This window comes from Labrenzia sp. THAF187b, assembly GCF_009363375.1.
Classification (GTDB): domain Bacteria; phylum Pseudomonadota; class Alphaproteobacteria; order Rhizobiales; family Stappiaceae; genus Roseibium; species Roseibium algicola.
Genome location: NZ_CP045344.1, coordinates 939,762 through 952,256 on the forward strand (window position 1 = coordinate 939,762; position 12,495 = coordinate 952,256).

The 12,495-nt window shown below is 60.9% G+C and carries 13 protein-coding genes; 7 read left to right on the forward strand and 6 right to left on the reverse strand.

Annotated elements, in window-relative coordinates; all coding sequences use genetic code 11:
* Together FIV03_RS04355 and FIV03_RS04360 are read right to left on the reverse strand one after the other, a co-directional pair.
* Positions 1-906 carry a dihydrodipicolinate synthase family protein gene (locus FIV03_RS04355; protein WP_152511816.1) on the reverse strand — a complete coding sequence of 302 codons (906 nt, stop codon included), beginning with the start codon at positions 904-906 and terminating at the stop codon, positions 1-3.
* A gap of 25 nt (positions 907-931) precedes the next feature.
* The gene (locus FIV03_RS04360; protein WP_031268723.1) at positions 932-1,642 is read right to left on the reverse strand and encodes a GntR family transcriptional regulator; all 711 of its coding nucleotides are present in this window, start codon (positions 1,640-1,642) and stop codon (positions 932-934) included.
* A gap of 128 nt (positions 1,643-1,770) precedes the next feature.
* Here FIV03_RS04360 and FIV03_RS04365 point away from each other — a divergent pair, with 128 nt between their 5' ends.
* The 7 genes from FIV03_RS04365 (at position 1,771) to FIV03_RS04395 (ending at position 9,126) form a co-directional block, all read left to right on the forward strand.
* Positions 1,771-2,748, forward strand: a complete 978-nt coding sequence (locus tag FIV03_RS04365) for a GlxA family transcriptional regulator (protein WP_022999174.1) — start codon at positions 1,771-1,773, stop codon at positions 2,746-2,748.
* Positions 2,749-2,960: 212 nt separating this feature from the next.
* Positions 2,961-3,917 (forward strand): 3-oxoacyl-[acyl-carrier-protein] synthase III C-terminal domain-containing protein, encoded by a 957-nt coding sequence (locus FIV03_RS04370; protein WP_286202263.1) that lies wholly within the window; start codon positions 2,961-2,963, stop codon positions 3,915-3,917.
* Positions 3,918-3,919: 2 nt separating this feature from the next.
* On the forward strand, positions 3,920-4,906 hold the full coding sequence (locus FIV03_RS04375) for an NAD(P)-dependent oxidoreductase (RefSeq protein WP_152508785.1): 987 nt from the start codon (positions 3,920-3,922) through the stop codon (positions 4,904-4,906).
* Positions 4,907-4,953: 47 nt separating this feature from the next.
* Positions 4,954-5,727, forward strand: coding sequence for an MBL fold metallo-hydrolase (locus FIV03_RS04380; protein ID WP_286202264.1), 774 nt, complete (start codon positions 4,954-4,956; stop codon positions 5,725-5,727).
* Positions 5,724-6,995 carry a CoF synthetase gene (locus FIV03_RS04385; protein ID WP_152508787.1) on the forward strand — a complete coding sequence of 424 codons (1,272 nt, stop codon included), beginning with the start codon at positions 5,724-5,726 and terminating at the stop codon, positions 6,993-6,995. The genes FIV03_RS04380 and FIV03_RS04385 overlap by 4 nt, the downstream gene beginning before the upstream one ends.
* Positions 6,992-8,140 carry a GNAT family N-acetyltransferase gene (locus FIV03_RS04390; RefSeq protein ID WP_152508788.1) on the forward strand — a complete coding sequence of 383 codons (1,149 nt, stop codon included), beginning with the start codon at positions 6,992-6,994 and terminating at the stop codon, positions 8,138-8,140. The genes FIV03_RS04385 and FIV03_RS04390 overlap by 4 nt, the downstream gene beginning before the upstream one ends.
* Complete coding sequence (locus FIV03_RS04395) at positions 8,137-9,126, forward strand: Rieske 2Fe-2S domain-containing protein (RefSeq protein WP_152508789.1); 990 nt, start codon at positions 8,137-8,139, stop codon at positions 9,124-9,126. The genes FIV03_RS04390 and FIV03_RS04395 overlap by 4 nt, the downstream gene beginning before the upstream one ends.
* On the opposite strand, the gene FIV03_RS04400 is transcribed toward FIV03_RS04395, so the two are convergent.
* The 4 genes from FIV03_RS04400 to FIV03_RS04415 all read right to left on the reverse strand — a co-directional run bounded on the left by FIV03_RS04400 (position 9,111) and on the right by FIV03_RS04415 (position 12,495).
* On the reverse strand, positions 9,111-10,295 hold the full coding sequence (locus FIV03_RS04400) for an ATP-grasp domain-containing protein (RefSeq protein ID WP_152508790.1): 1,185 nt from the start codon (positions 10,293-10,295) through the stop codon (positions 9,111-9,113). The two genes, FIV03_RS04395 and FIV03_RS04400, sit on opposite strands and share 16 nt — an antisense overlap.
* Positions 10,296-10,343: 48 nt before the next feature.
* Positions 10,344-11,039 carry a ribonuclease activity regulator RraA gene (locus FIV03_RS04405; RefSeq protein ID WP_152508791.1) on the reverse strand — a complete coding sequence of 232 codons (696 nt, stop codon included), beginning with the start codon at positions 11,037-11,039 and terminating at the stop codon, positions 10,344-10,346.
* 540 nt (positions 11,040-11,579) lie between these two features.
* The gene (locus FIV03_RS04410; RefSeq protein ID WP_022999184.1) at positions 11,580-11,918 is read right to left on the reverse strand and encodes a hypothetical protein; all 339 of its coding nucleotides are present in this window, start codon (positions 11,916-11,918) and stop codon (positions 11,580-11,582) included.
* Between the two features lie 31 nt (positions 11,919-11,949).
* Positions 11,950-12,495: an ATP-binding protein gene (locus FIV03_RS04415; protein ID WP_152508792.1), complete on the reverse strand. Its 546-nt coding sequence runs from the start codon at positions 12,493-12,495 to the stop codon at positions 11,950-11,952.

Consider the following 12,495-nt stretch of genomic DNA (forward strand, 5'->3'; position numbering starts at 1 on the left):
TCATTCTCCCGCCGTGATGTCTTGAATGGTGGATTTCAGAACCCGGACGACCTGGTCGAGCTGGCGCTTGTCGTCCTTGTTGAGTGCCTTCAACGGCGGGCGCGGCGGACCGGCATAGAGCCCGCTCATTTCCACCCCGTGCTTGACGCATTGAATGAACTTGCCGCCCTGTTCCAGAACGCGCATCAGCGGCATCATTGCCGACATGATCCGCCGCCCCTTGCTGAAATCCCCTTCGACGGCGCAGGCCCGGTAAAGGGCAACATGTTCTTCGGGCAGGAAATTCGAGCCGGCGCATACCCAGCTGCGTGCCCCCCAGGCGAAGAATTCCAGCGCCTGATCGTCCATGCCGCAGGACATCTGGATGTGCGGGTAGTCGCGCGCCAGAAGGTGAACGCGGTTGATGTCGCCAGAGCTCTCCTTGATGGCGCAGACATTGCGCGAACGGCCAACCCGGTCGAGGAATTCCTCGCCCATGTTCACCCCCATCCGGCCTGGATAGTTATAGAGCATGATCGGAAGATCGGCGGCCCGGTCGATGGTCAGGACATTGAGCGCGTTTTCCCGCTCCGTCGGCACCGAATAGGGCGGTGTTGCCACCAGAATGGCATCGGCACCGAGCTCCGCTGCACCTTCTGCGAGCGCGATGGAATCCGGTGTCCTCATGGTTCCCGTTCCCACGATCAGAGGCAGGCGGCCTGCAAGCCTTTGCGCGGTAAAGCGCGCCAGTTCGAGACGTTCCTCGACGGTCTGGGCATAGTTTTCGCCCGTTGATCCACCGGAAATCAGGCCGTGCACACCATTGTCGACAAGATGGTCGACTACAGCGGCCAGGGCATCCCAGACCACGTTGCCTTCGCCGTTATAGGGCGTGACCACGGGCGTGTAGATGCCTTCGAACTTCATGATTGGGGTCATCGCGGTGTCTGCCTCATGCGGATTTGAGTTTGGGTGGGATGCCGAGCGGAGCTTCCAGGCCTTCAGGCATGACAAACAGTTCGATCTGGTCACGCGAGAGAGCCCAGTGCTCCAGCGCCAGTTCCGCGGCGCGGTTGTCGTCGCCCTGCTCGATCGCCTCGATCATCTCGTCATGCTGGCGGCCGGCCAGCTCGAGGCGATCTTCCTTCGCACCGGACTTGGGGCGGAAGAAGGTCATGCCGATCCGGGTATGGTCGATCAGCAACCGGTCAAGGCTCGCCAGCAGGTAACTGTTACCCGCCATGTGGCCGGTGATGCGGTGGAAACGGTCGTTTGTAAGTGCGCGTTCAATCACGTCGCCACTTGCCATGGCGGCCCGGAACTCTTTCTGCGCCTGACGCAGTTCCTCGATCTGTGCCGGCGTCGCGTTCTGCGCGGCGAGCCGAAGCACGGCGCTGTAGATCAACGGTGCGGCAAGGAAGAAGTCCCGCAGCGTGTAGTGGGTCATGTCGGAAACGCGCGCACCCCGATTGAGCTGCAGCGTGACATAGCCTTCACCGGCCAGTTGCTGCAGCACCTCGCGCAAAGGTGTGCGGGAGAGGCCGTAGAGATCACACAGATCGGTTTCTTCCAGCGGGCTGCCGGGCTTGCGCTCCAATGTCAGGATCGCGCGTTTCAGATCCTCATAGGCATTCGACTTTGCCGTGCCGCGTACAGGGGGCATGGGACGCTCCATTCCGAATTCAGTTGACTCGTTTGTATACATGATGTGTACAATATCAACACAATAATAATACATGCGCCCGAAAGGCCGTGATCGGCCAGAGGCGACAGAGGCCGGAGAAAAGCGACATGTCCCGAACCACTGACGTCACCTTCCTGTTGCTTGAAGATTTTTCGCATATCGCCTTCGCCTGCGCGGTGGAGCCGCTGCGTATCGCCAACCTGCTTCAGGGAGAGGAAATCTACCGGTGGCGACTGGCCTCACCCGATGGTCAAAGGGCGGTCTGCTCCAACGGAACCGTGACGCTGGTGGATCAGGGCCTCGGTCCCTTGCCCGCGCGCTCCAGCCTGTTCCTGATCTCCGGTCAGAATGTCGGCGACCGGGCGGCGCCGGAGGTGCTGAGCTTCCTGCGGCGGGAGCGTGCCCGGGGCACCCAGATCGGTGCGATCTGTTCGGGTGCCTACATTCTTGCCAAGGCTGGCTTGTTGAACGACCGCCGCGCAGCCATTCACTGGTCGTTCCACGACAGTTTCGAGGAAACCTTTCCGGACGTGCAGTTGTGCAAGAATGTCTTCGTCACGGACGAGGCCTTCGTCACCGCATCCGGCGGCACCGCGGCGACCGACATGATGCTGCACCTGATCGGCGAAGCCCACGGTACGGACCTGGCGGTCGCGATTGCGGACATGATGGTCTATTCCGGTGTTCGGCCTGCCAACGCGGCCCAGCAGATTTCACTACAGGCGCGGCACGGAATCCGGAACCCGCATATTGCCGAGGCAATTCGTCTGTTGAACGAAAGCGCGCCCTATTATCTGCCGACATCCGAGATCGCCCGCAAGATCGGCATTTCCACCCGGCAGCTTGAGCGGTTGTTCCAGAAACACCTGAAGGTGTCGCCGAAACGGTTTGCCATAGACCAGAAGCTGACGCGTGCCCGCAATCTTCTGCTGCAGACCGAACGGTCCGTGTCTGAGATCGCCCTGGCCTGCGGCTACGAATCCGCTTCGCATTTCATCCGCACCTACCAAAACAGGTTCGGCGTGACGCCGCACAATCAGCGTCTTTGCTCCGCGGGTACACAGGCTGCGTTTCAAAGGGCATGACCGGGTCCTGGGGCTGCGATCTGCCCGCGTTTTGAAATGCGGCCCCTATTCCTGGCAAGCCGGTTCCGGCTTCTCCGCCTGGTCCAATGCCCCATCCTCCTTGCGTGTCTTCGGCCCGTGACTTAGATCCTTGTCTGAAGCCGGTCCGGACCGGAGCGCAAACGGAGGCCGCATCCATTCTTCCCGTCAGAATTGCAGGCACTGGACATGCCTTGCCTGCAAAGTCCGTCACCTCGGAAGCCCTCGATCTTCAGCTGGGCTTTCCTGCCGGACATCTTCAAAAACTGTCCGGCGTTTCAAGCCGGTTTGTCGCAGCAGAGGAAAGCCAGATAGATCTGGCGGTTGCGGCTTGCCAAGCCGCGCTTGAAAAGGCAGGCCAGGCGCCTCGGGGCGTCGATCTCGTCCTCGGTGCGTGCGGTATTCCCTACCAGACCCTGCCGGCAACCGCGCCACTGGTGATGCAGAGACTGGGTTTTGCCGATGGCACGGCGGCGGCCTACGACGTCAATGCGACTTGTCTTTCCTTCCTGACCGCCTTCGAGCTTGCCGCCAACAAACTTGCGCTGGGGCAAGCAACGTCGGTGCTGGTGTTTGCCGCGGACATTGCCTCGCGCGCACTGCCCTGGGAAGACCAGCCCGATGTTGCCGCCCTGTTCGGCGATGGCGCGGCTGCCGTCGTCCTGACGACAGGAGGCAGTGATGGCCCGGGCATTGCAGCCTCGCTGCTGCGAACCTACCCCTCCGCCTATGCTGCATGCGAGATCGGGGCCGGAGGCACTCGGTTCGATTTTCACAAGGACCACGAGGCCTTCGCCCGGCATGCCGTGTTCCACATGGACGGCAAGGACCTCTTCCGTGTCACGCACAAGCACTTTCCGCAGTTCGTCGACCAGCTGCTGTCGAAAGCCGGATGGGCCCGGCAGGATATCGACCTCGTCGTTCCGCACCAGGCAAGCCCGCTCGCGCTGGAGCACATGATCCGGGAAACCGGCATGGAGCGCACCCGCGTGGTCGACATCGGCTGCACCCACGGCAACCAGATTGCAGCATCGCTGCCAACCGCGCTCGACATTGCCTGGCGCCAGGGCCGGATCGAGCCCGGCATGCGCGTGCTGTTGCTCGGGACATCGGCCGGTGTGACCTTCGGCGGCATGGCCCTTGAGGTTTGACCATGGGGCGCTTGCTGGTCACTGGAGCAACGGGATTTCTGGGCGGAGCCCTGATCCGTCATTTGCGCGCCAAAGGCTCCAACCCGATCGCTCTTGGCCGCAGCGAGTTGCAGTGTCAGCACCTTGAGGCCGAGGGCTTCGACGTCGTTCGCATGGATCTTTCCAACCCCTGCGACAAGGGTCAAATTGCGCCTTTTGGTCCGGTCGGCGACATTGTTCATTGCGCCGCGCTCTCCGCGCCCTGGGGACGACGTAGCGCCTTTATGTCGGCGAATGTCACCGGGACAAAACACCTGCTTGATCTTGCGGAAAAGCTTGGCGTGCGGCGGTTCGTCAACATTTCCTCGCCCACCGTCTATTTCGAGATGAAGGACAAGGAGAACGTCCGGGAAGATGCGCTGTTGCCGCCGCCCATCAACGCTTATGCGGCGACAAAGGCCGAGGCCGAACGGCTGGTGCTAACCCGCGCCGACCTTGGCCCGATCAACCTGCGTCCACGCGGCCTTTACGGCGCCGGTGACACAACCCTTCTGCCGCGTTTGCTTGCCGCGGCCCACAAGCGGCCCTTGCCGTTTTTCCGGAATGGAGCTGCCTCCATCGACCTGACCCATGTCGATGATCTGCTCTCAGCCATCGAGACGGCCCTTGAAGCCTCACCTGAATGCGAAGGCGAGACGTTCAACATTTCCGGAGGCGAACCTTTGCCGGTGCGTTTCATTGTCGAGCGTGTCTGTGCCGCCAAAGGCGTTCCGGTTCGCTGGCAGAACCGCCCCCTGGCCCCGGCTGTCCTGGCGGCCAGGCTTCTGGAGACGGCAAGTCTGATCGTGCCTGGCGCCGGCGAACCTCTGGCGACACCCTATACGCTCGGGCTCTTCGCCTTCCGACAGAGCCTCGACATTTCCAAGGCGGAGCGGTTACTGGGCTGGCGACCGCAGATCGACTTCGAAAGCGGTCTTGCAAAAACACTTGGCGAAGGGAAAGCCCATTGACCCCGGTGTTTGCAAACAGCGCTTTTGTTTCCGCGCCGGAGCGGTTGGTGGTCCGTAGGGGTGGGCGTCACCCGCTCCGCTTCAAGGTACGCTATGGGGTTCACCAGCACCCGACTGCCGGACTGGTGCTGATCGATACAGGTTACGGCCCCCGGGTCACGGAAGGTTCAGGGCGCAGTCTGCCGCTTCGGATCTATGCCAGTCTGCTCCGACCGAAGCTGATCGAAGAGCACCAGCCCACCCGTGTGCTTGATCGCCTGGGCGCAAGCACAGCAGATGTTGCAGCCATCGTGCTGACCCATTTTCACGCCGATCATGTTGCCGCGCTTCACCTTTTCCCGAAGGCGAGGATCTATGCGAAGGCAGCAGTGCACGCTCGTATCGAGGCGCGCTCAAGGTTTTCCAATCTGCGCCACGGCGTCTTTGACGAGTTGCTGCCACAGGATCTCTCCAGCCGGATCGTCGATATTGACCAACTGCCGGTCAAGCCCGCTCCCAATGGACTTGGCGAAGGGGCTGATCTCTTTGGGGATGGTGAGACGCTGGCCGTCAATCTGCCCGGTCATGCGGAAGGCCATTTCGGCATTTGCTTTGCCGCACAGCCGGTGCCATTGCTTTATGCGGTCGACACCCAATGGTGTGCGGCAGCGCTTGAACCCGGCAAGGCCCCCGGACTGCCCGCGGCTCTTGTCGCTTCGGATCGCCGGGCACTTGCGGCAAGCAGCCGCCGGGTTGCCGCCTTCCGGGAGCAAGGCGGCGATGTTCTGCTGTGCCATGATCCGTCCGACAGTCCATACGATTTGCCGGAGGTTTCGGCATGAGCGGGCGTTTTCAGACTGGCATTGCCTTTGCCGAAACCCTCTGGACCGGCCGCAGTGGCCGATCTCGAAAGGCTTTCGAGGACTGGCAGGAACGTCGACTGGATGGCTGGTTGCGCCGGTCGCTTCCCAAGGTCGATTTCTACCGCGACGCGCCGCCACGCCTCGACCAACTGCCGGTGATCGACAAAGCCATCGTGATGAGCCGGTTCGAGGCCTTCAACAGGGCCCGGATCACCGCCGAGGCCGGATGGCAGGCATTGGAGGCGGGCGGCGAGATCAACGGGATCAACATCGGAGCCAGTACGGGCACCAGCGGCAACCGCGGCCTCTACGCCATTACCGCACCAGAACGGTTCCGTTGGCTCGGCACTATTCTGGCCAAGACCTTACCCCGCTTTCTCTGGCATCCGGAACGGGTTGCGATCATCCTGCCGCAGTCCTCCTCGCTTTACGAAAGCCCGGCCAGACTGCGGCAACTGCAATTGCGGTTCTTCGATCTGCGCCATGGCATCGCTTCCTGGCTGGACCAACTGGAAACCTTCAATCCGACGACCATCGTCGCACCGCCGAGGGTGTTGCGGCACCTGGCGGAAACGTCGGACCGACTTGCCCCTCGCAAGCTTTATGCAGGTGCGGAAACGCTCGACCCGATCGACCGGGTCGTTGTCGAGAAGAGGTTCGGCATTCCTCTCGGGCAGATCTACATGGCAACCGAAGGCCTTTTTGCCGTGACGTGTGCCCATGGCCGCCTGCATCTTGCCGAGGATGCCAATTTTTTCGAGTTCGAGCCGGTCGCAAACGATCTCGTCACTCCGTTGGTGACAGGCTTTCGCCGCGATTTCCAGATCATGGCACGATACCGGATGAACGATCTCCTGCGCCTGTCGTCGACACCATGCACCTGCGGCTCGCCGCTTCAGACGGTTGATGAAGTGATCGGGAGGATGGACGATATCTTCATCTTCACCAGCGACGCGGGAACGGACGTGCCGGTTACGCCCGACATTCTGCGCAATTCGGTTCTGGATGCCTCCCGCGAGATTTCCGATTTTCGCCTTGTGCAGGAAGCAGATGGATCGGTGACCCTGCTACTGCCACCGGAGGTGGCGGAGACGAGCGCTGAAGCGGCCCTTTCGGCACTTGGCAAAACCCTGAGCGCACTGGACCTCGTGCCAGCAATTTCGCTCCGCCGGGAAAGGCTGCCCCTGGAAAGCACCCGCAAACTGCGGCGGGTGGAAAGCCGGATAAGGCGGCAGGCTCAATCATGACCACAACGCAAGATCCAGTCATGCGGGATACGTCGGTCAACGGAGGTGTGAGCAACGCCCCGGAGAACGTTCATGCCTTTGTCCGTCTGTGCAACGACTTTGCCATGCCTGATCTTGTTGCCAACCTCACGACGCGTGTCAGCTCGCTGGAGATTGCAGGGCGGTGTTTTCCGGTGACGATCAACGAACCGAGCCGTCCGCCGACGTGTTACATCTGTTCACCCAGCGCTGCCTATATCGACTATGCAATCGAGGAAACGCGCAATTTCCTGAAGTCGCCACTGACCTACCATCTGGTGCGACCGCTGATCCGGGCCTGTGCGCCGCTGATCGCGGCCAGCGGGCTTGATCGACAGGTGCAGGTGAACAACTGGCTGCTATCAACCAATCCAGTTCCGGAAATCGATGCAGCCGCAGCCCGCGAGATCGCCAGTACCCTTTCTCAGCGCCATCCGGAGCATGCCATTGTCATCCGCTCGCTCAATGACCGGGCGGACCGGTCATCGATGAACGCCCTCAGGCAAGCTGGGTTCAGGCTTCTGGCGGCACGACGGATCTATCTCTACTCCGGTGACCAAACGCCAGGACGGCCGACGCAAAACCGCCACTACGACACAAGGCTGATGCAACAGACGCCCTATCGGCTCGCGGAAAACGACAGCTTCGAGGGTTCGGATTTTGACCGTGCCGCGGAGCTCTACAAGATGCTCTATCTCGACAAGTACACACCGCTCAATCCGCAGTACACCGCAACCTACATCCGGGAATGCCACCGCAGAGGCCTGTTCCAACTGCTTGGTTATCGCGATGACAGCGGCCAGTTGGTGGCTGTAGCCGGTTTCTTTGCCAACGGCTGCACATTGACGCAGCCGCTGGTTGGATACGACACCCGCCTGCCGATGAAAGACGGGCTCTACCGGCTGGTCATGGCGGCAGGCCAGGACATTGCAGACCGGCACACTCTCTTTTTCAACATGAGCGCGGGCGCCGGCCACTTCAAACGGCTGCGCGGGGCAGAACCGGAAATCGAGTTCAACGCCGTCTATGCGGGTCATCTGTCCCGGCGCAGGCAACTGGCAGTGCGAAGCCTCGAAAAACTTCTGTCGCGCATCGGCATTCCCCTTCTGGAGGCCTTCGACCTATGACTTCATCAAAGGATTTCTGGCAGGCCGCGGCGCTCGTGAAGGATTTGAAGCGCCGACCGGCCCGTGTCGAATTCGGCGGCGAACCTGTGGTGTTGTTCAAGAGTGCATCCGGCATTTCGGCTCTGGCCGACCGTTGTCCGCACCGGCTGATGGAACTGTCGAAAGGAAAGGTCGTCGGAGGCGAGATCGAATGCCCCTATCACGGCTGGCGTTTTGACGGCGACGGACGCTGCACCGCCATTCCGGGACACATGGGCGACGTGCCGGGGTACCGGATTTCCGGCCTCAAGACCTTCGTGAAGGACGGCGTGGTCTTTCTTTCCAATGGAGACCCCTCAGGTGAACCCTACCTGCATCCGATGGAAAGCGGAAAGACAGTGGTGCGCCTCGTGCGCAGCAGCACCAACTCGACATTGATCGATGCTGCCGAAAACATCCTCGATGCGACCCACACCCATTTCACCCACAAGGGCCTGCTGCGCGGCCTCAGCAGCAAGCGGCATCGGGTTCGGGTCGATATCACCGGTGGGCCTGGCTGGGTCGAGGCGGTTTATACCGGGGAGGACCAGCAGCATGGCCTGATCAGCAGGCTGCTGGAAGCCGGGCGGGTGCGGACTGTCGGGCGGTATCGCTTTCCCGGTATCGCCGAGCTGGAATATTGGGGCGAAAACGGCCTTGCACTGGCAACCACCTTCCATTTGCGGCAGGCGGCCGACGGACTTGTTGAAGGTATCGGTTGCCTGATCGGACCGAACGAGGGACTGCTCGACCTAGTCAAGTCCTGGATGTTCCAGCCGATGTTCCGCATCGCTCTGGAACAAGACCGCCGCGTGCTGAAATCCTCACTTGAAAACGCGGCGCGCTTTCCGAACGCAAAACCTCTGATCGGACCGCTCGACTATTTGCGAAGGGACATCGAGGCAATTGAAAAAGGCGATCTGCCAGGTGCGGCAGTATCCCCCAGAAGCGCCTACATCGAACTTTGATCCGGCCCGTTCCACTCGATGTCCCTCGTGGTGGCGCTTTGAAGACTGATGCGGTTGCGCATGGCTATGGTCGCGATTTCCAGCAAGGCGGGTATTTGCGCGCACCCCGGCGACGGATCGTTCTTGGTTCGGAGGATCTCCTCGGCCGCACCGAGAACCTCCCGGAAACGGGCGAAATCTCGTGAGCGGAGCGCTGAAGGCAGACCGTAGACCCACATGGCCAGCCGCACGGCCTGAATGCCCGTTACGTCCGGCAAGACTTCGTCACCACCTTGCAAAAGCGTGCGGACGAACCGGTCCGCGTCCTTGAAAAAATGCAGGCCGCTGGTCGCGCGCGGATTGCATTCCAGCGGGCGCACAGAGCCGTCATCAAGGCGCATCAGGTCAAACGAAACCTGCCCTGTCCAACCGGTGTTCCCGACGAATGTTTCGATAAAAGCCCGTGTTGCCGGGTCCGTTACCGGTTCAAAACAGATCCCCGCGCCAGCACCGGCCCGGTAAAGTGAACGGTACATCGACATTGCCAGCACCTTGCCCATGCGCGCCAGAACGTAGGCACTGATCTCGTCTCCTTCCAACCGTTCCTGGGCGACCCAGGGCATTGCAGCGCTCGGCACCACCTGCTTCAACTTGCGGGACGCTGGCGAAACAAGGACCTGACCGGCGAAGCGCGACCAGACGGGCTTGAACACAAGGTTTTCGGCCTGCTTGCCAAGGTCGGTGACATCTTGCCGAGATGTCAGCAGCTGTGTTTCGGGCACGGCAATCCCGAACCCTTCACACAACCTGATGAAGTCATGCTTGTTGTGGGACGTCTGAAGCAGGTCGAGACCTGGCGCGAACAGCTCCGCCCCAAGGCCACGCCTCTCCCGAATTGCCGCCAGGTAGAAGATCTCCTCGCAAGTCGGGACAATCAGGGACGGCTTTTCGCGTTCGATCAGCGCCTCGAGCGCATCAGTGAAATCTTCCGGATCAAACCTTGGCGATGGCAGACGCTGATAGAGTGCGCAGGCACGACTTGCCCGGGAGACTGGGCGCGCGGGCATATCGGCCAGAACAACACGCCAACCAGCGGCATGAAACAGCCGGGCGTGATGCAGGGCAACAGGCGCGCGAGCACCTGTTATCAGAACAGTCTGGCCGGATGAGGCATGGCAGCCGGGCTGCATCGTCGTCAGATTCCCTTATCGAATGCAGATCCCGGCATCCGACGCCCCTCAGCGTTCGGCTTCGTAGCGCGCCTTGGTTTCCTCGTTCATCGGGTAAAGGCCCGGCAGCTTCGCACCTGCGTCGACCTGCTCGACGATCCAGGCCTCCATGCGTTCCTGTTCCGGGGCTTCTTTCAGCACGTCATCAAGCGTGGCGGCAGGGATCACGACCGCACCATCGCCGTCTGCCACGATGATATCGCCCGGAATGATCGCAACGCCGCCGCAGCCGATGGTTTCCTGCCAGCCGACGAAGGTTAGACCGGCCACCGAAGGCGGGGCCGAGACACCGCTGCACCAGACCGGCAGATCCGACGCCAGCACACCGGTCAGATCGCGCACTGTGCCGTCTGTGACCATGCCAGCGACATTGCGTTTGCGCATACGGGCACACAGGATATCGCCGAAGACACCGGCATCGCGGATGCCCATCGCATCGATGACCGCGACGCATCCTTCCGGCATCTCCTCGATGGCCGCGCGTGTCGAAATGGGAGAGCCCCAGGACGCGGGCGTTGCCAGGTCCTCACGCGCAGGCACGAAACGAAGGGTAAATGCCGGCCCGACGATCCGTGGTCTGGAGCGATCAAGCGGCATCGCCCCGCGGATCCAGACGTTGCGCAGTCCCTTTTTCAGAAGGATCGTGGTGAGTGTCGCCGTGCTGACGGATTTCAGGATTTCGACGGCTTCAGCGGACAGGGTCATTAAGGCCTCCGGAAGATGGCGCTGACAAGAAGCAGCAGAACAGAAACAGTACCCAAAAAGCGATGCCGCCAGTCCTGCCAAGGGTGGGCTGCCCGCGGCACGGGAGCCGGCGGATCAACCGGCATATTCCGCCGGATCGCATTGCCGGCCAAGGGATTTTTGAAACGGGAAAGTCAGGAACCGGCCTGGCGGATCACGAGCTGTGGAAAGCCCTGCACCGCGGCGATCGGAACTTCATGGCCTGAGGCTCTGAGCAGGATTACGAGCCCTGCCCGATCACTTGACCGGCGCTTTGCAGGCAACCTTCACGGCACTGATAGCGCCAGCTGCGGCCTGCGCCGTGATCAGGATGGCCTTGCCGAGATTTTCACTATCATGTCCGGGAGACTGGCGGGACGACTGAAAGCCTGTTGCAACGAGGACGGATATTAGGCCTGCGACATGCGCAATTCATCCGGCCTTCTTGAAACCGAGGCCGGAAGTCTGCGGGCATTTCCGTTGCGCTTGCATCAGCACGTCCTCACGCGCCCGAGTGCGGGATCAGGAAATCGTCAGTTCAAGCGCCGGGTGCAGACGCTGCAGGTTGCGGAGTGATTTCGACTGCCAGGGAATGGACTTGGAGCCCAGAACCCGAACGCCGACTTCCGGCTGCTTTCTGATTTCGATCGTGAACTTTGCGAGCAGATTGATGCCGGAGCTGTTCAGGAATTCCAGGCTTGTCAGGTCCATGGTGATGAGTTCCGGCTTGGCCGCCAGAACGGAATTCATGATGTCCAGAATAGGTGCGTAGGCATCTGTTCCTGAAAGCCGCATCGTTCCTTCGTAGTGGATGGCGGAGCCTTCAGTCCAAACGCGGTAATCGTTCGTGCTGATTTCCATTGTGATTTCTTCCTTTGGAATATGTCAGCGATCAGGAAAGTCGCAAAGAAGCATATGTCGTCAACTCAACGCCTTCACTTACACGCTCAGACGCGAAAGACCAGCCCAATTTGGCCTCGTAGTCGCTCATAAGTGTGAGCAAACCCAGGCCTGAGCCGGAGGAGTCCGGGTTGAGGGCGTTCTCCTCGATGCGTTCCAGGAGCAGCTCTCCCGGTTCGCGGTCGAGCAGGGCTTTCAGGTGCCCCTGAAACTTGACGGCCGTTTCCTGGTCGATCCGGTTCACGATCCGGATTTCAAACGTCTGTTCTTCCAGCGAGCTGTGAATCGCGATGTCGCCGCCGTGACGGAACTTGATCGCATTTTCCAGAATCTCGTTGATCATGTAACTGATGCTGTGCCGCGCATCGACAGGATCGATGTCTTTGCCGCAAGCCCTGCTGAAATATTCACCGATAAAATCCGATGTCAGGCCGCAATGATGCCAGCTCAGCTCCAGCGGCTCTGCCATCAGCGTGAGACAAAACTGTCTCGCGTCTCCGCCGTTCAAAGCAGCCGTCTCTCCAAAATCCTCGACCAT